The sequence below is a fragment of the Haladaptatus sp. DYF46 genome (assembly GCF_021083305.1).
Lineage (GTDB): Archaea > Halobacteriota > Halobacteria > Halobacteriales > Haladaptataceae > Haladaptatus.
In genome coordinates this window covers 1,108,017-1,129,231 of sequence record NZ_JAJFAY010000001.1, presented here as the reverse complement: position 1 = coordinate 1,129,231, position 21,215 = coordinate 1,108,017, and the positions used below count along the sequence as shown (strand labels likewise).

General features: G+C 61.7%; 22 protein-coding genes. 15 read left to right on the top strand and 7 right to left on the bottom strand.

Annotated elements, in window-relative coordinates:
- Positions 1-37 precede the first annotated feature (37 nt).
- The 12 genes from LJF34_RS06325 to LJF34_RS06270 all read left to right on the top strand — a co-directional run bounded on the left by LJF34_RS06325 (position 38) and on the right by LJF34_RS06270 (position 12,327).
- On the top strand, positions 38-478 hold the full coding sequence (locus tag LJF34_RS06325) for a hypothetical protein (RefSeq protein WP_231183994.1): 441 nt from the start codon (positions 38-40) through the stop codon (positions 476-478).
- A gap of 58 nt (positions 479-536) precedes the next feature.
- A complete protein-coding gene (locus tag LJF34_RS06320; RefSeq protein WP_231183992.1) occupies positions 537-2,237 on the top strand; it encodes a methylmalonyl-CoA mutase family protein in 1,701 nt (566 codons plus the stop codon).
- A 59-nt stretch (positions 2,238-2,296) separates the two neighbouring features.
- Entirely contained in the window at positions 2,297-2,479 is a 183-nt protein-coding gene (locus LJF34_RS06315; RefSeq protein WP_231183990.1) for a hypothetical protein, read from the top strand.
- A 55-nt stretch (positions 2,480-2,534) separates the two neighbouring features.
- On the top strand, positions 2,535-3,362 hold the full coding sequence (locus LJF34_RS06310; protein ID WP_231183988.1) for a molybdopterin-binding protein: 828 nt from the start codon (positions 2,535-2,537) through the stop codon (positions 3,360-3,362).
- Between the two features lie 104 nt (positions 3,363-3,466).
- Positions 3,467-5,437, top strand: coding sequence for an acetate--CoA ligase (gene acs / locus LJF34_RS06305; protein ID WP_231183986.1), 1,971 nt, complete (start codon positions 3,467-3,469; stop codon positions 5,435-5,437).
- Positions 5,438-5,635: 198 nt separating this feature from the next.
- On the top strand, positions 5,636-6,253 hold the full coding sequence (locus LJF34_RS06300; protein ID WP_231183984.1) for an acetate uptake transporter: 618 nt from the start codon (positions 5,636-5,638) through the stop codon (positions 6,251-6,253).
- Between the two features lie 314 nt (positions 6,254-6,567).
- Positions 6,568-7,956 carry a substrate-binding protein gene (locus LJF34_RS06295; RefSeq protein ID WP_231183982.1) on the top strand — a complete coding sequence of 463 codons (1,389 nt, stop codon included), beginning with the start codon at positions 6,568-6,570 and terminating at the stop codon, positions 7,954-7,956.
- Positions 7,957-8,084: 128 nt separating this feature from the next.
- Complete coding sequence (locus LJF34_RS06290; protein ID WP_231183980.1) at positions 8,085-9,047, top strand: branched-chain amino acid ABC transporter permease; 963 nt, start codon at positions 8,085-8,087, stop codon at positions 9,045-9,047.
- Positions 9,044-10,177, top strand: coding sequence for a branched-chain amino acid ABC transporter permease (locus LJF34_RS06285; RefSeq protein ID WP_231183978.1), 1,134 nt, complete (start codon positions 9,044-9,046; stop codon positions 10,175-10,177). The genes LJF34_RS06290 and LJF34_RS06285 overlap by 4 nt, the downstream gene beginning before the upstream one ends.
- The gene (locus tag LJF34_RS06280) at positions 10,177-10,935 is read left to right on the top strand and encodes an ABC transporter ATP-binding protein (protein WP_231183976.1); all 759 of its coding nucleotides are present in this window, start codon (positions 10,177-10,179) and stop codon (positions 10,933-10,935) included. The genes LJF34_RS06285 and LJF34_RS06280 overlap by 1 nt, the downstream gene beginning before the upstream one ends.
- A complete protein-coding gene (locus LJF34_RS06275) occupies positions 10,932-11,678 on the top strand; it encodes an ABC transporter ATP-binding protein (protein WP_231183975.1) in 747 nt (248 codons plus the stop codon). Before LJF34_RS06280 ends, LJF34_RS06275 begins: the two co-directional genes overlap by 4 nt.
- On the top strand, positions 11,668-12,327 hold the full coding sequence (locus LJF34_RS06270; protein ID WP_231183973.1) for a thioredoxin family protein: 660 nt from the start codon (positions 11,668-11,670) through the stop codon (positions 12,325-12,327). The genes LJF34_RS06275 and LJF34_RS06270 overlap by 11 nt, the downstream gene beginning before the upstream one ends.
- A gap of 81 nt (positions 12,328-12,408) precedes the next feature.
- Here LJF34_RS06270 and LJF34_RS06265 read toward each other — a convergent pair whose 3' ends face one another.
- The 7 genes from LJF34_RS06265 to LJF34_RS06235 form a co-directional block, all read right to left on the bottom strand.
- Positions 12,409-12,807, bottom strand: a complete 399-nt coding sequence (locus LJF34_RS06265) for a universal stress protein (RefSeq protein WP_231183971.1) — start codon at positions 12,805-12,807, stop codon at positions 12,409-12,411.
- A 24-nt stretch (positions 12,808-12,831) separates the two neighbouring features.
- Positions 12,832-13,098 (bottom strand): cox cluster protein, encoded by a 267-nt coding sequence (locus LJF34_RS06260; RefSeq protein ID WP_231183970.1) that lies wholly within the window; start codon positions 13,096-13,098, stop codon positions 12,832-12,834.
- Positions 13,099-13,400: 302 nt separating this feature from the next.
- Positions 13,401-15,179 carry a cbb3-type cytochrome c oxidase subunit I gene (locus LJF34_RS06255; RefSeq protein ID WP_231183969.1) on the bottom strand — a complete coding sequence of 593 codons (1,779 nt, stop codon included), beginning with the start codon at positions 15,177-15,179 and terminating at the stop codon, positions 13,401-13,403.
- 33 nt (positions 15,180-15,212) lie between these two features.
- Positions 15,213-15,440 carry a DUF6684 family protein gene (locus LJF34_RS06250; RefSeq protein ID WP_231183968.1) on the bottom strand — a complete coding sequence of 76 codons (228 nt, stop codon included), beginning with the start codon at positions 15,438-15,440 and terminating at the stop codon, positions 15,213-15,215.
- Positions 15,441-15,506: 66 nt separating this feature from the next.
- Positions 15,507-15,872 carry a hypothetical protein gene (locus tag LJF34_RS06245; RefSeq protein ID WP_231183967.1) on the bottom strand — a complete coding sequence of 122 codons (366 nt, stop codon included), beginning with the start codon at positions 15,870-15,872 and terminating at the stop codon, positions 15,507-15,509.
- Between the two features lie 50 nt (positions 15,873-15,922).
- Complete coding sequence (locus LJF34_RS06240; RefSeq protein WP_231183966.1) at positions 15,923-17,224, bottom strand: MFS transporter; 1,302 nt, start codon at positions 17,222-17,224, stop codon at positions 15,923-15,925.
- Positions 17,225-17,302: 78 nt separating this feature from the next.
- Complete coding sequence (locus tag LJF34_RS06235) at positions 17,303-17,650, bottom strand: hypothetical protein (RefSeq protein WP_231183965.1); 348 nt, start codon at positions 17,648-17,650, stop codon at positions 17,303-17,305.
- A gap of 312 nt (positions 17,651-17,962) precedes the next feature.
- Between LJF34_RS06235 and LJF34_RS06230 the strand changes: the two genes are divergently transcribed.
- The 3 genes from LJF34_RS06230 (at position 17,963) to dnaK (ending at position 21,182) form a co-directional block, all read left to right on the top strand.
- Complete coding sequence (locus LJF34_RS06230; RefSeq protein WP_231183964.1) at positions 17,963-18,310, top strand: hypothetical protein; 348 nt, start codon at positions 17,963-17,965, stop codon at positions 18,308-18,310.
- A gap of 33 nt (positions 18,311-18,343) precedes the next feature.
- Positions 18,344-18,997, top strand: coding sequence for a nucleotide exchange factor GrpE (locus tag LJF34_RS06225; RefSeq protein ID WP_231183963.1), 654 nt, complete (start codon positions 18,344-18,346; stop codon positions 18,995-18,997).
- Positions 18,998-19,274: 277 nt separating this feature from the next.
- Positions 19,275-21,182 carry a molecular chaperone DnaK gene (gene dnaK, locus LJF34_RS06220; protein ID WP_231183962.1) on the top strand — a complete coding sequence of 636 codons (1,908 nt, stop codon included), beginning with the start codon at positions 19,275-19,277 and terminating at the stop codon, positions 21,180-21,182.
- The last annotated feature ends 33 nt before the right edge of the window (positions 21,183-21,215 follow it).

Genomic DNA, 21,215 nt, shown 5'->3' with positions numbered 1-21,215 from the left:
CGACACCTACAACTCGCTCCGCCACCCATCGAAACCCATGCCCGGCGAGAGCAACGACCCGACGGTCATCCGCGTCGTCGTGGTTCACGCGGACGACGTGGCGACCGCGCTCGAAGCCAGCCAACGGGGCGGGAACGTCGTGCTTCGAATCACGGCTCCGTTCGCCGGACGAGTTCGCGCCCGTCTCCACGCGGTGCAGATAGCCGAACCGGCCGACGACGGACGCGGCGGTCCCGCTCCGATTCATATTCCGCCGCGGGACCTCGTTACCGAGGGGGTTCCGGCCTATCCGCGGGCCGACGACACCGACCCGAGCGGGACCGACTCGGCGGAAGACTACGACGTGGAGACCCATCACGAGCGGCACACGGCGGCGGTGACGGCATGGCGCGACGGGATTCGTGACAGCGTCGTCGATGCGGTCGAACTGGATACGACGGCGGGACCACATCGGGTTTCCGTCTCCGTTCTGGGGTGAGACGCGGCAGAAATCGCTCATCGAATCCTTAATGGATTGTCCGGCAGAAACTACTCCCATGTACGACGAGGACGACCTGCGGGAGATTCGGCAGGGCAGAGAGGAGTGGGAGGAGGAAACTCACTCTCCCGTTTTGGAGCGGTTCGGGGAGCGGAAGGACCGCTTTGCGACCGTTTCCAACCTGGAAGTCGAGGACCTGTACGACCCGACGGACGTGGGCGACGTGGACTACGAGGCGGACCTCGGCTATCCGGGCGAGGACCCCTACACGCGGGGCGTCTACCCGACGATGTACCGTGGACGAACGTGGACGATGCGGCAGTTCGCCGGGTTCGGCACGGCCGAAGAGACCAACGAGCGGTTCCACTACCTCATCGACAACGGGCAGACCGGACTCTCGACGGCGTTCGACATGCCGAGCCTGATGGGTAAGGACTCCGACGACCCGCTGTCGGACGGCGAAGTCGGCAGGGAGGGTGTAGCGGTGGACACCCTTCGCGACATGGAAATCCTCTTCGACGGTATCGATCTGGACGAGGTTTCGACCAGTTTCACCATCAACCCGAGCGCGCCCGTCGTCTTCGCGATGTACGTCGCGCTGGCCGACCAACAGGGCGTCCCCCGCGACGAGATTCGCGGCACATTCCAGAACGACATGCTGAAGGAGTTCATCGCACAGAAGGAGTGGGTCATCCCGCCCGCGCCGTCGCTCCACACCGTCACCGACACCGTGGAGTTCGCGGTGGAGGAGACGCCGAACATCAAGCCCATCTCGATTTCGGGCTATCACATCCGCGAAGCGGGTTCGACGGCGGTACAGGAACTCGCGTTCACCCTCGCCGACGGATTCGCCTACGTCGAGGATGCCATGGAGCGCGGACTGGACGTGGACGAATTCGCGCCCCAACTCTCCTTTTTCTTCAACTCGCACAACTCCCTCTTCGAGGAGGTGGCGAAGTTCCGGGCCGCACGCCGCATCTACGCCACCGTGATGGACGAGTGGTACGGGGCGGAGTCCGAGAAGTCGAAACAGCTCAAGTTCCACACCCAGACAGCCGGGCAGTCCTTGACCGCACAGCAACCGCTGAACAACATCGTTCGCGTGACGATTCAGGCGCTCGCGGGCGTCCTCGGCGGCACCCAGAGCCTCCACACGAACAGTTTCGACGAGGCGCTCGCCCTCCCGAGCGAGCAGTCCGTTCGCGTCGCCCTGCGGACCCAGCAGATAATCGCGGAGGAGAGCGGTGCGGCGGACATCATCGACCCGCTCGGCGGCAGTTTCGCCGTCGAATCCCTCACCGAGGAAGTCGAGGAGAAGACGATGGCGTACATCGAGGAGATCAAGGAGATGGGCGACGGTTCGGTGCGCGACGGCGTCCTCGAAGGCATCGATCGCGGCTACTTCCACCGCGAGATTCAGGAGGCCTCCTACGAGTACCAAGAGCGCGTCGAGGACGGCGAGGAGATAGTCGTCGGCGTCAACAAGTACGATATCGAGGAGGACACGAAGCCGGAAATCCTGAAGGTGGACGAGGAGACCCAAGAGCGGCAACTCGCCCGATTGGAAGCGGTCAAGGAGGAACGCGACGACGAGGCGGTCGAAGCGGCGCTCTCCGACCTGCAAGCCGCAATCGACGACGACGAGAACGTCATGCCAGCCATCGTGGACGCGGTGAAAGCCTACGCGACGATGGGCGAAATCATGGACGTGTTCGAGGCCGAACACGGGACGTATCAGGAGAAGATCGGACTGGCCTGAGTCGGAAAGCGACTGAAGCAGTTCAGTAGGATTATTTTTTTCGGTTCGTATTGCGAACTATGGACGCCGCAGACGAACTTCGAGCGCCGATTATCGGGCTGCAGTGTACGCTGCTCGCCGTCTTTCTCGTGATAGCCGTTCCACATACGTCGTGGACGCTCCTCGCCTTCCTCCTCGTTGGCGTCGGGACGCTGTTTACCGTCGGATGGGCGGTGGCTCCGAAGGAAGTGGACGCGAAATAGCCGGAGGAAAATTCGGCAGAGCGCCTTTATCCGTCGGGCACAATAGCTCGAATCCATGGAAGTGGCTATCCTCACCGTCGGTGACGAAATCCTCGCGGGCGACACGGTGAACACGAACGCGACGTGGCTGGCGGCGGAAATTCACGACCGAGGCGGGTCGGTTCGGCGAATCATGACCGTTCCCGACGAGGCGGAAATCATCGCACGCAGAGTCCGGGAGTGGAACGACTCGTTCGACGCCGTCATCGTGACCGGCGGACTCGGTGGAACGCCGGACGACGTGACGATGGACGCGGTGGCGACGGCGCTCGATAGGAACCCCGTCCTCGATACGGAAGTCCGGGAGGTACTCGAGGAGAAGACGCGAAAGTTCGTGGCCGAGAATCCGGAACTGACCGACGAGTACGACCTCGATCTGAGCGCGGAGGAAGCCGCCGAACTCCCGGCGGGCGGACGACCCCTCCTCACGGATGCGGGATGGGCACCGGGTTGTGCGGTCGAAAACGTCTACGTCCTCCCCGGAATCCCGCAGGAGATGAAGGCCATGTTCGAACTCGTCCGCGACGAATTCGGCGGCGAAGTCGTCTCGGAAACGATGTACACGCCAGCGCCGGAAGGGGCACTCGGCAGCGTTCTCAGGGAAGTCAGAGAACGGTTCGACGTCGCCATCGGAAGCTACCCGGGCCGAGGGGACGACCTGGGCCGATTGAAGGTCACGTCGAGTGATGCGAGCGAGGTCACCGCCGCGACGGCGTGGTTACGCGAGAATGTCGAGGAAGCGACATCTGTCATAAAGCGGAATGACGTTCCGAATGAGCGTCCTGAAGCGAGTGCGGAAAGCGAAGAAGAATCGAGGGAGACGACCGAGTCAAGGGACGCCTAATTTTTATCTGCCGCTTACAATGGGTACCTAACTTCGATTTCGGGAATGGTCGGCGAAGATAGCATATCTTTATGCACCTCGTTAAAGCATGCTAGCTTGGACACATGACAGACGATACCGTGGAACTCGAAGCGCGGCTCGAAGAGGCAGAATCGTTTGAGCCACCGGAATCGTTCGTCGAGCAGGCGAACGTCTCGGACCCGGAAATTTACGACGAGTTCGAGGAAAACTGGCCGGAGTGCTGGGAGCGAGCGGCCGACCTTCTCGACTGGTACGACGATTACGACACGATACTGGAGGATGACGACGCGCCGTTTTATAAGTGGTTCACGGGTGGGTCGCTGAACGCCTCGTACAACTGTCTCGACCGACACCTCGACGACAGGGGGGACGAGGTCGCCATCGAATGGATCGGTGAACTGGGCGAGACGCGGACGTTCACGTACGAGGAACTCCACCGCAAGGTGAACGAGTTCGCGGCGGCACTGCAAGGGATGGGAGTCGGCGAGGACGACGTGGTGACGATGTATATGCCGATGATTCCGGAACTCCCCATCGCCATGTTGGCCTGTGCGCGAATCGGCGCACCCCACAGCGTCGTCTTCGCCGGCTTTTCGGCCGACGCGCTCGCGACCCGGATGGAGAGTGCGGCGTCCGAGTTCCTCATCACCTGCGACGGCTACTACCGGCGCGGCGATCCGCTCCAGCACAAGGAGAAGGCGGACAAGGGCCTCTCACAGGTGGATCACGACGTGGACACGATCGTCGTGGACCGCCTCGGCGACGAGTACGACCACCCGATGGGCGACGACGAATACGATTACGCCGACATCGTGGCCGAACAGGAAGGTGCCGAGGTCGAACCCGTCGAGCGCGACGCCGAGGACATGCTGTTCCTGATGTACACCTCCGGGACGACGGGCGAACCGAAGGGCGTCAAACACACCACGGCGGGGTATCTGTCCTACGTGTCGTGGACCTCACACGCCGTCCTCGACATCAAACCCGAGGACACCTACTGGTGTGCGGCCGACATCGGATGGATCACCGGCCACTCGTACATCGTCTACGGGCCGCTCTCGCTCGGGACGACCAGCGTCATGTACGAAGGAACGCCCGACTACCCCGAGAAGGACCGCCTCTGGGAGATCGTCGAGGACTACGGCGTGGACGTTTACTACACCGCGCCGACGGCGATTCGGGCGTACATGAAGTGGGGACGCGAACATCCCGAAGCACACGACCTTTCGAGCCTTCGACTGCTCGGAACGGTGGGCGAACCCATCAACCCGCGGGCGTGGAAGTGGTACTACAAACACATCGGCCACGAGGACTGCCCCATCGTGGACACGTGGTGGCAGACCGAGACGGGCGGTATGATGGTCACGACCCTTCCGGCCATCGGCACCATGAAACCCGGCAGTGCCGGGCCGCCGCTGCCTGGCATCGACGCCCAAATCGTGGACACGAAGGGCGAACCGGTCGGTGCGGGTCGGGCGGGGTATCTCACGGTCCAGAAGCCGTGGCCGGGGATGCTCCGCACCGTCTACAAGAACGACGACCGCTACATCAGCGAGTACTGGACCGAGTACTCCGACCCCGACGCGGACGAGTGGGTGTACTTCCCCGAGGACGGCGCGAAACTGGACGAGGACGGCTACATCACCGTTCTCGGCCGCGTGGACGACGTTCTCAACGTCTCCGGCCACCGTCTCGGAACGATGGAAATCGAGAGCGCCATCGTCGGCGTGAAGGGCGTCGCGGAGGCGGCCGTCGTCGGCGGACACCATGACGTCAAAGGCGAGGCGGTTTACGCCTACGTCATCACCGAGGAGGGGTACGACGGAGACGAAGAACTCCACGACCGCATCGTGCAAGGCGTCGAGGACGGTATCGGACCCATCGCTCGTCCCGAGGAAATCGTCTTCACGCCGGAACTGCCGAAGACTCGGTCCGGGAAGATCATGCGGCGTCTACTGGAGGACATCGCCAACGAGGAGGAACTGGGCGACACCTCCACGCTCCGTAACCCGGACGTCGTCGAAGACATTCAGGAGAAGGTCAAGAAGGATTAACGATAGATACCCGTTCTGAATTTTTCCCGTTTTTTGAGGTAATATTTTGTCCGTTGGACAAGTACTATATGTTGAAGCCCGGTAACAAATACGAAGAAAGTATAACGAATGTCAATTGAAAATCGGACACAGGCAACGGTCTACGGGGGAGTCGACGGACGATTACGTGGAGCGGACACGCTTCGGGAGGGGAGCTAGATGCCCGCGAACACGAAAACCGGTAATCCGGCACCGCTCGGACTCGTCGGCTTCGGGTTGACGACGGTGTTGCTGAGCATGATAAACGCAGAGCTGCTTCCCGCGGCCGGGGAAGTGGTCGTCATTCCGCTCGCGTTGGCGTTCGGCGGAACGATACAACTGTTGGCGGGAATGCTCGAGTATCGCGAGGGCAACACCTTCGGTACCGTCGCGTTCACCAGTTACGGCGCGTTCTGGTGGTGGTTCGGGTTGCTCCTCGTTTTCAGCGGCAACGGCTGGATAAGCTTGGAAGGCGCGACGACGACCCTCGGAGTGGCGCTCATCCTCTGGGGCGTCTTCACCACATACATGTGGGTCGCCACGTTCAAGCTCAACTGGGCGCTCTGGAGCGTGTTTCTCCTGCTCTCGGTCACGTTCTACCTGCTCGGCTTCGGCGACTACCTCGGCATCGGTTGGCTGGGCGTCGCCGGTGGCTGGGTCGGCATCCTCACTGGCCTCGACGCGATGTTCGTCAGCTTCGCCGAGGTAGCGAACTGGGCGTACGACAGGGAAGTCATCCCGCTTGGAAGCCCGCCGCTCAAATCGAAATCGGGTCGGAAGACGCAACCGGCGGACTGACTCACCGTCGCAAAATCGAGACGGTCGCCTTTTTTGTCGCCTGCCAAACTTCCAGAGTCGCCCGACCACCCCGACTTACCAATCGAGCAACTAGCATGCGAGGATGAATGAGATGCTATTGGAACCCGTGTCGGCGTCCTTCCCGAACTCGACGCGGTGTCGTGGCACCGAGACGCGCCAGTCGCACGTTCTTTCGAAGCGGCGAGAACGTACACTCTTCTCGTCGCGCCATTTATAGTGGCATTTATAATATCATTTTTCAGTCCTGAAATAATACGTTAACTATTATTACGGATTGATCGGTGGGTGTTAGTATGGCATACGATAAAGATGAGCTAACACGTCGAGATGTCGTCAAGGTCGCCGGAGCGGCTGGCACAGCAGGAATCGCGGGATTAACTGGCTGTCTGAGCGACGACGGTAGCGGCGGTGATGGCGGCGGTGACGGCGATGGCGGCGGCGACGGCGGTGGTAATGAAGACTACCCGGCACTTGGAAACTATCCCGTCGAGGGTGACAAAGTGATGTTGGGGTTCAACGTTCCGCAGTCCGGTCCGTATTCGTCGGAGGGAAAGGACGAACTTCGAGCGTACAAGTTGGCAGTGAAGCACCTGAACAACGGCGGCGGCTGGGTCGATAGCTGGGACGACTTGTCGGGCGACGGCGTTCTCGGCAAGCAGGTCGATTACGTGACCGGCGACACCGGAACCGACGCCGACCAAGCCCGCAAGCAAGCATCGCGGATGATAAGCCGTGACAACGTCATGATGATCTCCGGTGGCTCGTCGAGTGCGGTGGCCATCGCCGTCCAAGGCCTCTGTCAGAAGGAGAAGGTGATGTTCATGGCCTGTCTCACCCACTCCAACGATACGACGGGGAAGGACTGCAACCGATACGGTTTCCGCGAGATGTTCAACGCGTACATGACGGGGCAGGCGCTCGCTCCCGTGGTGACGAAGGAGTACGGAAAGGACCTCAAATTCTACCAACTGTACGCCGACTACAGTTGGGGGAAGACCCAGCAGGCCTCGATGAAGAAATTCTTCGAAGAGGCGGGCTGGTCGCAGGTCAACAGCGTCGCCACGCCGCTTGGGACGAAGGATTTCTCCTCGTACCTCTCGGAAGCGGCCAACTCCGGAGCCGACGCCCTGTTCCTGAACCACTACGGGCTGGACGGTGCGAACTCCCTCAAAGGTGCTATCCAAGCGGGACTGGACCAGGACATGGAAATCGTGATGCCCCTCTACAACCGTCCGATGGCGCAGGCCGCAGGCGGAGCGATCGACGGTATCTACGGTACCGTCGCATGGGACTCACAAATCGACAACGAGCCCTCGAACTCGTTCACGAAGTTCTTCGGGGAGGAGTACAACGGACGGGTTCCGTCGGGACCGGCACAGCTCGCCTATTCCCAAACGCTCCAGTACGCGGCGGCGGCCGAGCGAGCCGGGACGTTCTATCCCCCGGAGGTCATCAAACAGCTCGAGGGTCACGAGTACAGCAATCTCGGGATGGAACAGGAGACGATGCGAAAGTGCGACCATCAAGCCCAGCGCGCGGTGCCGGTCGTGAAGGGACTGCCGAAATCGGAGCAGAAGTCCGGGAAGTACTTCGAAATCGTCCAAGTCACCTCCCGCGACAAACTCGGGTACGAGTGCGGACAGGGTCCGGCCTCGAAGTGTGACCTCGGCTCCTACGAATAATCGATTCGGTCACGATACACGCCGACGTTTCCGTTCGGTAGCACGTGACCACCATGATAGAGAATGACATTCAGTAATGATACGAATTACGGATACATGATATCTAACCATCGCGAGGAGGGAAAGACGTGAGCATCGTTTCACAACTAGCGACGGTCCTGTTAAACGGACTTCAGCAGGGGGCCATCTACGTATTGGTTGCCATCGGGCTGTCGATAGTTCTCGGTACGCTGAAGTTCGTCAATTTCGCTCACGGGGCATTGTACCTCATCGGGACGTATCTCGGACTCCTCATCACGCTCAACATCACCATTTCCGACGGAAAGTTGGCCGAGTGGGGATACGGACAGGTCGGCCTCGGGTTGGGATTTCTCCCGGCGCTCGTTATCGTCCCGATAGTCGTCTTCGGGATCGGTCTCCTCATGGAGCGGTTCATCGCCAGACCGTTCTACGACCGCCCCGATACCGACCAAATCCTGCTGACGTTCGGCCTCGCCATCGTCGTCCAAGAGGCGTTTAAAATCCTGTTCGGCGGTCAGAGCTACAATTTCGCTCGTCCCGCTCAAACCAGTCTGGGTCCGCTCGAACTCCAGTTGAGCGGTCCCATCGACCTGCCGCTGGTGGGAACCATCGGAATCTGGCGTCTCTACGTCATCGCCATCACCGCTGTACTGGTCGCGCTCGTGTACTTGCTTATCGAGTACACCGACTTCGGCCTCGTCGTCCGTGCGGGCACCCGTGACGCCGAGATGGTTCGCCTCCTCGGCGTGAAAATCACCCGACCGTACCTCATGGTGTTCGGGGTCGGCGCGGCGCTCGCGGGTATCGCCGGTGTCGTCGGCGGGACGCTGTATGCGGTAAATCCGAACATCGGGATGGAAGTACTCGTCCCGTCCTTCCTCGTCGTCGTCATCGGCGGCGTGGGGAGTATCCGGGGCGCGGTCGTCGGCGGTGTTCTCATCGGACTCACCCTCTCGTCGTTGGTCACAGTCGCACCACAGTGGTCACAGGTCGGAATCTACGTTCTCGCCGCCGTCATCCTGCTGGCGCGGCCACAGGGCCTGCTCGGTAGCGAGGAGGTTGCACCATGAGCGACGAAACGTCCGAGCGGACGACCGAAGACGGCCCCTCGATGATCGAGTCGGACGTTGCTTCGACGTGGGATCGGTTCGGCGGTAGCGAACGTTCCATCGTCGGCTTCACCGTGCTCGCCGTCGCGCTCTTCCCGTGGCTGTTCGTCCGTGCGCCGGTCATCAGCGGCCTCTTTCAGGGCTGGCAGGGGCTGACGTCCCTCATCCTCATCTGGGGTATCTTCGCGCTCGGTTTCAACCTGCTCCTCGGTTACACGGGACTGTTGTCGTTCGGTCACGCCGCCTTCTGGGGCGGTGCGGCCTACGCCGCCGGAATCTTCAGCGCCAGCGTGAACGGCAGTCCGATCCTCATGGTCGTGGTCGGAACCCTGTTCGCCGTGCTGTTGGCGTGGATACTGGGATTCATCTCGCTCCGGCGCGGTGGCATCTACTTCTCCATTTTGACGCTCGCGTTCGGTCAGATGGCGTACTACCTCGCCCTGTCTCCCCTTCAGTCCCTGACGAACGGGGAGAACGGCTTCACCGACGTGAACGTGGGAAACCTCTTCGGCTTCCTCGACGCGTTCGCGGCGACGGAGTCGATCCCGCTCGATACGCCGGTCCCGCTGGTCGGCGATTGGCTCTACGTGTTCGTCGGGGCCATCACCGTCCTCTGCGTGGCCGCCATCGTTCGAATCCTCCATTCGCCGTACGGACTCGTGTTCAAGGCGATTCGGGAGAACGAGCAACGCGCGTCGTTCGTCGGGTTGAACGTCTGGCGCTACAAGCTGATGGCGTTCATCCTCTCGGGAACGTTCGCCGGTGTCGCCGGGAGCCTCTTCGTCGTTCACGGGTCGTACGTTCCCGTCGAATCGCTGTACTGGACGACGAGCGGCGAAATCGTCGTCATGACCGTCCTCGGCGGCGTCGGGTCGATGGTCGGTCCGATGCTCGGTGCCGGACTCTATCTCTACGTGGAGAACGTTGTCAGCAGCGACCCTGCAATTGCGCCGTACTGGCATCTCATCCTCGGGCTCATCTTCGTCGCCGTCATCGCGCTCTTCCCGACGGGTATCTGGGGAATCGTGGGATGGGTCCGTGACGTGATTTCGGGGCCCGCGACCGAGGCGGAACCGGAGGGTAGCGACTGATGACGCTCTTAGAAACCGACGGTCTCACCAAGGAGTTCGGCGGTCTCGTCGCCGTCGACGACGTGGACCTCGAAATTCACGAAAACGAGAGCGTCAGCGTCATCGGCCCGAACGGGGCCGGGAAGTCCACGCTCATCAACCTCATCACGCGAATGCTCGACCCGACGACGGGCGATATTCGGTTCAAGGGCGAATCGATAACCGGCCTCGAACCCCACGACGTCGTTCAGTCCGGAATCAGTAAATCGTTCCAAACCGCGTCCATCTTCCCCGACCTGACCGTCGAGGAAAACGCCCGTATCGCCGCGCTGGCGGCTGAACACGGGTCGTTCAGGTTCAATTTCCTTCGTCATCAGCGACGATATTCCGAGGTGGACACGCTGACCCGCCAGACGCTGGATTCGGTCGGGTTGTTCGATCAGCGAGAGGTTCCCGCCGCCGACCTTCCGTACGGGGATAAACGCCGCCTCGAAATCGGTATCGCGCTGGCGAGCGAACCCGACCTGCTGTTGATGGACGAACCCACGGCCGGAATGTCACCGGAGGAGACACACGCCACCGTGGATCTCATCGAGCGCGTCAAGGAGGAACTCGGCCTCACAATCCTGCTTGTCGAACACGACATGGAGATCGTGTTCAACGTCTCCGATCGAATCGTCGTGCTGAACCGCGGGCGCGTCATCACGGAAGGGACGCCGGACGAGGTTCAGGGCCATCCGGAGGTTCAGGAGGCGTATCTCGGAGGTGTCGAGCTATGAGTCTGCTCGGCCTCGAAGACGTGGACGCCTACTACGGGGAAAGCCACATCTTGCGTGACGTGACGATGCGGGTCGAGGAAGGCGAGGTGTGTGCGCTCCTCGGGCGTAACGGCGCGGGCAAGACGACGACGCTCCGGAGTATCGCCGGCGCACGCCCGCCGGACGTGCGCGGCGGGTCGGTTCGATTCAGGGACGAGGACATCACCACGATGGAACCGGAGGACATCTCCACGCGGGGCATCTCGCTCGTTCCCGAGGAGCGTCGCGTCTTCCCCAACCTCACCGTCGAGGAGAACCTCCACCTCGCGGAGGTCGTTCACAACAAGTCGAACACGGTCGGACGGTCGATACCGCAGGTCGAACACGTCGGCATGACGACCGAAGACGTGTACGACGAGTTCGAACGCCTCCGGGAGCGGCAAACCCAGAAAGCCGGAACGTTGTCCGGCGGCGAACAGCAGATGCTCGCCATCGCGAGGGCGCTGAAACAGAACACCGACCTGTTGATGTTGGACGAACCGTACGAGGGGTTGGCACCGCAGATAATCGCCAACGTGGAGGACGCCATTCGACGCATCAGCGAGACCGGAACGACCATCTTGCTGGTCGAACAGAACGCGGCGGCCGCCATCAAACTCGCCGACCGATGCTACGTGGTAGACCAAGGGGAAATCGTCTTCGATGGTACCGCGGTCGAACTCCGCGACGACGACGAAACGAGGGAGCGATATCTTGGCGTCTGAAACCGATAGACCGGATGCGCTGTTCGACGCCCTCATCGAGGAGGGCGTCGTTATCGAGAACGGTACCGTCGCGCTCGCGGACGACTTCGAACATCGCTGGTCGATATATTACGACACCTACGCGAGCATCACGCCCGAGGCGTTCGAGGAGAGCGTCGCCGAGACGTTCCGGGTTTCGCGTGACGAGGCTCGGAAGAGCGACGTAACCCGCGCCGGGTTCAGCTACTACCTCGCGCTCCGCGCGCATTTGGATAGCGAATACTCGGACGCGGAACTGGGACTGATGGCCGAAATGGTCGCCGGAGTCGGTCCATCGTCGCCGGTTCCCGACGACGTTGACCACCTCTCCGACGAGACGTATCGGGACTTCCTGTCGGAACATCCCGTCTGTATCGTCTCGGTCTGGAAACGGGACTGCGAACCGTGTGAGGCGATTGCCGCCGAACTACCCCAACTGCGGGCGGAAATCCCTGACGACGTAGCGTTCGCCGGTATCGACGGCGACGACGTCGTGGCGTTCCGGCGCGAATTCGAGGTGACGGCGGCCCCGTCGTTCCTCTGTTTCCGCGACGGTGAGCGGCGGGAGACGGTGACGGGGGGCGTCGGAACCGACGCGTTGCTGGAGTCGTTTCGGGCGGTTTACGACTGAGTTCATCGTTTCGAACACCGGTCGTTTTCGACGCATCCGCCTCGACCGCTCCGCTGTTTCGGTATGCCGTGCCCTCGCCGTCTACTGCTGACCCTCGCCCGCGACGAGCACGGGACGCTTCGCGGTCAGGATGACCGATTGGGCGACGCTACCGAAGAGAGCTTTTCCCGCTGGTGAGCGCTTGCGCCCGCCGACGCAGATACAATCGACATCGTGCTCTTCGGCGACGTCGAGGATGGTGTCCGCCGGGTTTCCGCTCTCTTCGACGATGTCCGTCTCGATTCCGGCGGCTTCGAGGGCGTCCTTCGCCCGTCGAACGCCCGTTACCTGTGGTGCGGAGGCACCGCTCGGATTGTCGGTAAAGGAATGGAGAAGCGTGACCCGCACTTCGGCCTTCGCCTCCGGGAGGTCGATGATAGCGTTCGCCTGTGCCACCGCGCGTGATTCGGTTTCGTCCACCGCGAGTAGGACGTGATACATGGTGACAAATCAGAGTCAACCATCTTATCCCTTCGGGTGCGCCTCGTCGTACCGCCCGGAGACGAACACGACCAACGAGAGGAGGACGCCGAGCAGAAGGCCGATGGTCACCATCCCGAAGATGGCGAGTCCGACCGGCGTCGGTTGTAACTCGATAACGCCGAGCAGTTTGACCGCGCGCAAGTCGTCCGGACCGAACGCACCGAGGAGAACGCCCACGAACCCCGCGAACGAGACGATGAGGACGTACAGACCGATGACGAGCGAGCGACCCTGAAGTCGAGAGGACACGAAAAACCGTTTCGACAGGGCAAGGATTAGCCTTTTCATCCAGACGCGCTAAGTCCGAGTATGTCCGAAAAAGAACTGCTCCTGCTCGTCCTCTCCGGCATGGTCGTACTGATGTTCGCAATGGGTATCATACTCGCATCGACGTGAGCGACCGAATGCCGTAATCAAAAAAGCGCCGTTCGAATCGGTTCTCGCCAGCGTTCTTCCGAAAGTCGTTCGTCAACGGAAGAGGGGATCCTCCGAGGTTCGAAACTACTCCGACTCCTCACCGCCGAAAGACAGGAGTCTTTCGAGGCTCGCAATCATTCTGATTCCTCACCGCCGTCCGTAAGCGCGGTTTCCTGCTTCTTCGCGAACCAGGACCACTCCTTCGAGAGCATACCGTCCTCACCGAGTTTCCATGGGTCGGCGGGGGCCGGTGGGCCTTCGAGCCACGATTGGACGACGTTCCAGACGAAGATGAACTGGCCGATACCGATGATGAACGCACCGACGGTGGCGACCTGGTGCCACGTGGTGATGAGGCTGATGTCGGCGACGGTGAACTGGTACGTCGCGTATCGGCGCGGCATGCCGCCGTAACCGAGGAACAGCATGGCGAAGAACGTCACGTTCGTCCCGATCATGGTGAGCCAGAAGTGAGCGTGTGCGAGCGACTTCTGGTACATCTTGCCGGTGTAGATGGGGAACCAGTAGTAGAAGCCGGCGAAGGCAGCCACGGCGATGGCACCCATCACGATGTAGTGGAAGTGGCCCACGACGTAGTAGGTGTCGTGGAGCACGAGGTCCACCGGAATCGACGCGAGGAAGACGCCCGTCACGCCGCCGATGATGAAGTTCGAGACGAAGCCGATACAGAACAGCATCGGCGCGGTCAGCCGTAGCCGACCGTTCCACATCGTCGTAATCCAGTTGAACGTCTTGACGGCGCTCGGTATCGCGATCGCCATCGACACCGCCATGAAGCTCGCGCGAAGGCGTGGGTCGATACCGGTCGCGAACATGTGGTGTGCCCAGACGCCGAACGAGAGCACACCGATCGCAAGCGTGGAGTAGACGACGAACTTGAACCCGAACAGCTTCCGCCCCGCGAATCGGGGGAGGATGAGGCTGACGAGCCCCATCGGCGGCAGGACGAGGATGTACACCTCGGGATGGCCGAAGAACCAGAAGAGGTGTTGCCACATTACCGGTCCCCCACCGGCCGCCGTGAAGAACGTCGTGCCGAAGTTTCGGTCGAACAGGAGCATGATGAGCGCGCTCCCGAGGAGCGGGAACGCGAACAGGATGAGTCCCGACTGCGTGAGGATGGTCCACGAGAAGATGTCGAGGTCCGGCCATCCGACGTCGTCACCGCGCTCGGTGAAGATGGTCGCGATGAAGTTGATGGCACCCATCGTGGCACTGACACCGGAGAGGTGCAGGCCGAGGAGCATCATGTCGACCGCGGGACTGACCTGTGCCTGACAACTGAAACTGGCCGTCTCGACTGCTCGACCACACGACGACAGCGGCGTGTACATCGTCCAGCTCGTCTGTGCCGGTTCGATACCGGCGAACATGAAGAGCGGGAAGCCGATCCAGATGAGAATTGCCGCGGGTGGCAGCAACCAGAATGCGATGGCGTTGATGCGTGGGAACGCCATGTCGTCCGCGCCGATGAGCAGCGGAATGAAGTAGTTCGAGAACGCCGCGATGATGGGCGTCCCGAACAGGAAGAGCATCGTGATGCCGTGTGTCGTCAGTAGGCTGTTGTAGATGTTCGCATTGAACAGGTTTGTGCCCGCCGTCAGCAGTTCCGTGCGCATGATGAGCACCGCGATGCCACCCCACGCGAAGGAAAAGAGACCGAACGTCCCGTATAGTATTCCGATGTCCTTGTGGTCCACCGTCGTGAACCACCGAATGATTCCAGCAGGCTTCTCGTTATGTGCCTGCCCGGTCGATTCCGCATACCCGTAGCCCCCGCCGCTGAGAGGTGTATAAGACCGCCAGTCCTCGATCCGTGCGAGGAACGAAGCGACCGCCAGCAAAAACACTCCCATGACTACGGTGAGAGCTATCTGCCCAGTAGCTGCCATGGAAGAGGGTGTGAACTACAAGGTAAAGAAAGGTTAGGTTCCGGTCGTGGCCTCGATTTTCAGTGCCGCGATATACGTTAACAGAGCGAGGCCGACGAACGGGACGACGACGAGTCCCCAGCTGATGACTTCGATGAGAGTGCTACCGCCCCACGCACCGAACCCGACGAAGAGGATCAGAAAGAACCCCATTATCCCGAGCGGGATGATGTTGACGGTGAGGTCGAGGAGTGTTTCTTTGTCGAAGACGCTTTCTGCCATGATACGTGAACGTAGCGAACACGAGGTAAAATAGGTTAGTGGTTCGCGTTCGGTCCGATACCGGTTTCAGATGGGTTCCGGTTGCCAGAGCGAACCGGCGATGCCGCCGACGAAGAGAACGGCCGCGCCGACGAGAATCGCCGTTCCGCGGAGTTGAATGGACCCTTGCGTCGTGACCCAGATGACGCCGCCGACGGCGAACGAGACCACGGCGGCGACGACGAGTCCTTTCCACGGGTCGCTGATGTACTCGGACTCGCGGAGGATACCGACGATACTGCCGACGAACATCAACATGCCACCGACGGCGATGGGAAAGAGAAAGTGCGCCATCACGATACCGGTCTCGAACAGCGCGAGACCGAACGCGACGAACAGCGGCCACGGACTGGATTTTCGGTACTGGTCGGAAAGTCCCGGTTGCTCGTCCATGCACGGACTTCGTGCTTCAGTGCTTTCACGGTTGCGTCTTCGTCCGTTCGTCAGTCTCCGCCGACCGCATCGACGCGCTCGCCGGGTGCGGGGTCGGTGCTGTAGAGCAGGGCGAAGACGGCCGACGAGACGACGATGAATCCCGATGCCGTCCAGAAGGCGACGAACACGCTGGTCGCGTCCCAAATCGCGCCGATGAACACGGGGCCGCCGACCTGCCCGATCTTCCACGCGATGGAGCGAAGCGAGAGACTGGACGCGACGGCGTCGAACTGTTCGCCCTCCTCGACGAACAGCGCCATGCTCGCGGGGAGGCGGAGGCTGTCGCCGACGCCCAACACGGCGTACGCCGCGAAGAGGACGAAGAACGCCGGCGGGAGCGCCATCTCCCCGCCGAGGGCGGCGACGGTCACGCCCGGAATGAAGTCGTGTGCTAACCCGGCGATCGGAATCAACGCCGTCCCGAGCGCGTACACGAGCGCGCCCGCGAGAATGAAGTAGTACTTCTTGCCGACGCGGTCGGTCCAGTCGCCGACCTTGCCCTGCGTGAGCGACTTCGTCAGCTTCCCGCCCGCCATGATACCGCCGACGACGAAGACGTTGATGTCGAACACGGTATGGGCGTAAATCGGCAGGAACGTGATGACGGCCATCTTCCCGACGCTGAACGAGAGGCGGAAGAACACGAGGGCCTTGATGGCCGAGCGACCGAGGAGGGTTTCGAACGTCTCGCGGCTACTCGACTCCTCGGGGTCCTTCCGTCCGCCGGGGTTGTCCCGGAGGAAGAAGAAGATGGAGAGAAACGCGCCGATGGTGATGAGGCTCAGGGCGGCGTAGGTGATTTCGAACCCGTAGAGGTACAACAGCAGGCCTCCGAAGATGTCGCCGAACAGGCTGGAGAACGCGCCCACCTGATTGTACGACCCGATCCACAGTCCGCGGGAGTCATCGTCGCTGATCTCGCCGACGACGGTCGTTCCGGTGAGCCAGAGGATGCTCGCGGCGGTCCCCTGAAACACGCGCATCAGGATGACCTGATTGACCGTCTCGACGAAGCCGAATCCGACGAAGACGAGGATGTTGAGGAACAACCCGAACAGCAGGACGCGTTTCGAGTTGCGGATGTCGATGTACCGCCCGAGCGGGAGGACGATGAGGAGTTGGACCACCGCGAACGCCGTCCCGAACATGCCCTCCATGGTACTCGACGTGTGGAACATGTTGGCGTACATCGCCAGCGCGATGAGGATCGTCGAGTACGCCTGACTCCGGGCGAACGCGGTGCTCGCCAACGCGACGAACTCGCGGTTCCGATAGAGGCGGCGCGACCCGCCACTCGTCTCTCCCGACACGGTTACGAATCGAAATAGTTGGGGTGGTATAAGAACCTCTGCCTTCGTTCGGTGAATTGCCGAAAGATTAGACGACGATTACTCTTCGAGCGCGTCCGCGATGCGCTGAAGCTGTCGAGTGGCGTCCCGAACTTCGTCGCGAAGTTGACGCACTTCGCGAACGAGGTCCTCGTCTCCGCCCTGCTCGCTTCCGCGGCCGCCGCCCATGCCGCCGGCACCGGGACCGCCGCCCATCATGCCGCCCATCATCTGTGCGAACGGATTACCGCCCATGCCGCCGGCACCGCCGCCGCCCATGGCTTCTTTCAATCGTTCTTCTCGGTCTTCATCGCCCTCTTCCGCGCGTTTCTCTCTGATTTCCTCGACCCGCTCTTGGAACGTCTTTTCCTCCTCGTCCGCGTTATCGTTGGCTTCCTCGTCTGCCATACCCACCCGTTCTTTCGCACACCCGAAAAGGGTTGTGTCCCGTGGAACGTCCTGTCACCCGGAGCGGTTCCTCTCGTCGTTCGAGGACGAATTCCGAAGTCACCCGTCGAGGGCGGCGAACGGATGCTTATCCGCCGGAATCCGTCGTTACCGGCGGGTCGCCGTCGGTGAAAGGGTCACATCCCGAGTCGGAACTAAAACAACCGGGAAGAACTCCCGCTAACCCGATACTGGGTACCCGTTACGCCGGCTGAACGATGGAAACGGTTGGCGGGCTTGAGATTCATCGGCCTCGATACTGCAGGCGAGTCGATGCCTCGGGGAACACTCGGTTCGGTGCTCGCCAGCCTGCCCGAGCGTCGCAACCGATTCGTCCTCTACTCGCTCGCTCGGCACGCCGAAACCGCGCCGGTCGAGTTGGAAGTGCTCGCCAGGGATGTTGCGGCGTGGGAGCGCGAGGAAACTCCAAATGACGTTTCCGACCGCGCATTCGAAACGACGCTCGAAGACCTCACCGAAACGCGGTTGCCGACGCTCTCCTACCGTGGTCTGGTCGAGTTCGACCCGCTGAGCGGACTGGTCGGACGTCCCGCTTACTCCACACCGGCGAATTCGCTCCTCGATTGGCTGGCCCGCGTCGAACTCCCGTCCCGTTTCTGAACCCTTAAACGCGAGGAGGGACTTACGACGTGTATGACCGAGGAGGAGGCCGCCCAAGCGGTAGATGAAGCACCAGCCGACGAGGAATCCCCGGCCGAAGGAGACACGCCAGCGGAGGAGACTCCGGACGAGGACCTCCTTGGACCGGAGACGACCACCCTCGTCGCGCGCGTCGCCAACGAGGACGAAAGCCTCGCTGCCGACGTGGAGGAGCGCCTCGCCGACATCGAATCGGATCGACGGGAGCTGGATGCGGAGGTCGAAGACCTCGAGGCGCGCCTGCGACGCAACCGCGCGGACTTCAAGAACTACAAGAAGCGCGCGAAAAAGCGCCAGAAACAGCTCGAAAAACGTGCGACCGAGGACCTCATCGAACGCCTCATCGACGTTCGGGACAACCTCCGACGGGCGGTGGAAGCCGAACACGAGGACGTCGAAAGCCTGCGAGACGGGGTGGAGATCACCCTGCGCGAACTCGACCGCGTGTTCGAGGACGAGAACGTCTCGCAAATCCATCCCGAATCCGGCGACGAAGTGGACCCGCAACGCCACGAGGTGATGCTCCGGGTCGAGAGCGACCACCCCGAGGACACCATCGCCGACGTGTTCCAACCCGGCTACGAGATGGCGGACAAAGTCCTTCAGGCCGCGCAGGTGACGGTGAGCGACGGCAGCGGCGACGAGTAACTCGGGCGCTATTCTCGACGATTTGCGCCACCGTGGCGGGCGACCTGCACCCGAAACGACGAGCGTGAGCACTGGACGACGGCGGATGTCGGTTTACGACTATTTACATCGCGTCACCGTGTGTGCGCGCTGGGTTGTGTATCGGTTCGATATAAAGGCCTCGAAGCGTAGAGACGATGAAATCCCAAATCGCACGACTGAAGAGGGGCGGAGTTCCACGCATCCTCGTCACGTCTAGTAACCTTTAACCGGCGCAAACGGGTAGGTTGGCCCAACAATGACGAGCAACAAGATACTGGGAATCGACCTCGGTACCACGAACAGCGCGTTCGCGGTTATGGAGGGTGGCGACCCGGAAATCATCGTCAACGGCGAAGGGGACCGGACCACGCCGTCCATCGTCGCGTTCTCCGACGACGGTGAGCGTCTGGTCGGGAAACCGGCGAAAAACCAGGCGGTTCAGAACCCCGAAAAGACGATTCAGTCCATCAAACGGCACATGGGCGACGACGGTTACACCGTCGAAATCGAGGACGAGGAGTACACGCCCGAACAGATCTCGGCGATGATCCTCCAGAAGATCAAGCGCGACGCGGAGGAGTACCTCGGCGACGACATCGCGAAGGCGGTCATCACCGTTCCCGCGTACTTCAACGACAAACAGCGGCAGGCGACGAAGGACGCCGGTGAAATCGCCGGCTTCGACGTGGAACGCATCGTCAACGAACCGACGGCGGCGTCCATGGCGTACGGACTGGACGACGATACGGACCAGACCGTCCTCGTGTACGACCTCGGCGGCGGAACGTTCGACGTTTCCATCCTCGACCTCGGCGGCGGCGTCTACGAAGTGGTCGCCACGAACGGGGACAACGACCTCGGTGGCGACGACTGGGATCACGCCATCATCGACTACCTCGCCGACGACTTCGAGTCGAACCACGGCATCGACCTCCGCGACGACCGGCAGGCGCTCCAGCGTCTGAAGGACGCGGCAGAAGAGGCGAAGATCGAACTGTCGAGCCGAAAGGAGACGGACATCAACCTCCCGTTCATCACGGCGACCGACAACGGCCCGGTCCACCTCGAAAACAGCCTGACCCGCGCCAAGTTCGAGTCCCTGACGAGCGACCTCATCGACCGCACGGTCGAACCGACCGAGCAGGCCCTCTCGGACGCGGGCTACGACGAAAGCGACATCGACGAAGTCATCCTCGTCGGTGGGTCCACCCGTATGCCACAGGTCGCCGAGAAGGTCGAGGAACTGACCGGGCAAGAGCCGAAGAAGAACGTCAACCCCGACGAGGCCGTCGCGCTCGGCGCGGCGATTCAGGGCGGCGTCCTCTCCGGCGACGTGGACGACATCGTGTTGCTCGACGTGACACCGCTGTCACTCGGTATCGAGGTGAAGGGTGGCCTGTTCGAGCGCCTCATCGACAAGAACACGACCATCCCGACGGAAGAGTCGAAGGTGTTCACCACGGCGGCGGCCAACCAGACCTCGGTGCAGGTCCGCGTCTTCCAGGGTGAGCGCGAAATCGCGAACGAGAACGAACTGCTCGGCGAGTTCCACCTCGCGGGCATCCCGCCGGCACCCGCCGGAACCCCGCAGATCGAGGTGTCGTTCAACATCGACGAGAACGGCATCGTCAACGTCTCCGCCGAGGACCACGGCTCCGGCAACAGCGAGGAAATCACCATCGAGGGCGGTGCCGGCCTCTCGGACGAGGAAATCGAGAAGATGCAGGACGAGGCAGAACAGCACGCCGAGGAGGACAAGGAACGGCGCGAACTCATCGAGGCGCGCAACGCCGCCGAAGGGTCCATCCAGCGCGCGGAAACGCTTCTGGAGGAGAACGAGGAGAACATCGACGACGACCTCGAATCCGACATCCGCGACGAAATCGAGACGGTTCAGGAGACGCTCGAAGACGACGACGCGTCGAAGGACGACCTCGAAGACGCGACCGAAAACCTGAGCAAGTCGCTGCAGGAGATCGGCAAGCAGATGTACCAGCAACAGGAGCAAGCCCAGCAGGCCGGTGCCGCAGGTCCCGGCGGAATGGGTGGCGGCATGGGCGGCGGCCCGAACCCCGGCGCGGGCGCAGAGGGCGGTGCCGACGACGCCGATGAGTACGTCGATGCCGACTTCGAAGACGTTGACGACGACGGGGAGTCGTCGTGAGCCAACCAGAACGCGAAGCGTTCTGGTGACGTC

What these genes read in the sequence shown, in the direction of transcription:
- LJF34_RS06285 (WP_231183978.1), top strand. Translation starts at nt 9,044, where the DNA reads ATGAGCGACGAAACGTCCGAGCGGACGACCGAAGACGGCCCCTCGATG.
- LJF34_RS06320 (WP_231183992.1), top strand. Translation starts at nt 537, where the DNA reads ATGTACGACGAGGACGACCTGCGGGAGATTCGGCAGGGCAGAGAGGAG.
- acs (WP_231183986.1), top strand. Translation starts at nt 3,467, where the DNA reads ATGACAGACGATACCGTGGAACTCGAAGCGCGGCTCGAAGAGGCAGAA.
- LJF34_RS06230 (WP_231183964.1), top strand. Translation starts at nt 17,963, where the DNA reads ATGCCTCGGGGAACACTCGGTTCGGTGCTCGCCAGCCTGCCCGAGCGT.
- LJF34_RS06265 (WP_231183971.1), bottom strand. Translation starts at nt 12,807, where the DNA reads ATGTATCACGTCCTACTCGCGGTGGACGAAACCGAATCACGCGCGGTG.
- LJF34_RS06250 (WP_231183968.1), bottom strand. Translation starts at nt 15,440, where the DNA reads ATGGCAGAAAGCGTCTTCGACAAAGAAACACTCCTCGACCTCACCGTC.
- LJF34_RS06310 (WP_231183988.1), top strand. Translation starts at nt 2,535, where the DNA reads ATGGAAGTGGCTATCCTCACCGTCGGTGACGAAATCCTCGCGGGCGAC.
- LJF34_RS06235 (WP_231183965.1), bottom strand. Translation starts at nt 17,650, where the DNA reads ATGGCAGACGAGGAAGCCAACGATAACGCGGACGAGGAGGAAAAGACG.
- LJF34_RS06300 (WP_231183984.1), top strand. Translation starts at nt 5,636, where the DNA reads ATGCCCGCGAACACGAAAACCGGTAATCCGGCACCGCTCGGACTCGTC.
- LJF34_RS06280 (WP_231183976.1), top strand. Translation starts at nt 10,177, where the DNA reads ATGACGCTCTTAGAAACCGACGGTCTCACCAAGGAGTTCGGCGGTCTC.
- LJF34_RS06255 (WP_231183969.1), bottom strand. Translation starts at nt 15,179, where the DNA reads ATGGCAGCTACTGGGCAGATAGCTCTCACCGTAGTCATGGGAGTGTTT.
- LJF34_RS06275 (WP_231183975.1), top strand. Translation starts at nt 10,932, where the DNA reads ATGAGTCTGCTCGGCCTCGAAGACGTGGACGCCTACTACGGGGAAAGC.
- LJF34_RS06245 (WP_231183967.1), bottom strand. Translation starts at nt 15,872, where the DNA reads ATGGACGAGCAACCGGGACTTTCCGACCAGTACCGAAAATCCAGTCCG.
- LJF34_RS06225 (WP_231183963.1), top strand. Translation starts at nt 18,344, where the DNA reads ATGACCGAGGAGGAGGCCGCCCAAGCGGTAGATGAAGCACCAGCCGAC.
- LJF34_RS06325 (WP_231183994.1), top strand. Translation starts at nt 38, where the DNA reads ATGCCCGGCGAGAGCAACGACCCGACGGTCATCCGCGTCGTCGTGGTT.
- dnaK (WP_231183962.1), top strand. Translation starts at nt 19,275, where the DNA reads ATGACGAGCAACAAGATACTGGGAATCGACCTCGGTACCACGAACAGC.
- LJF34_RS06295 (WP_231183982.1), top strand. Translation starts at nt 6,568, where the DNA reads ATGGCATACGATAAAGATGAGCTAACACGTCGAGATGTCGTCAAGGTC.
- LJF34_RS06315 (WP_231183990.1), top strand. Translation starts at nt 2,297, where the DNA reads ATGGACGCCGCAGACGAACTTCGAGCGCCGATTATCGGGCTGCAGTGT.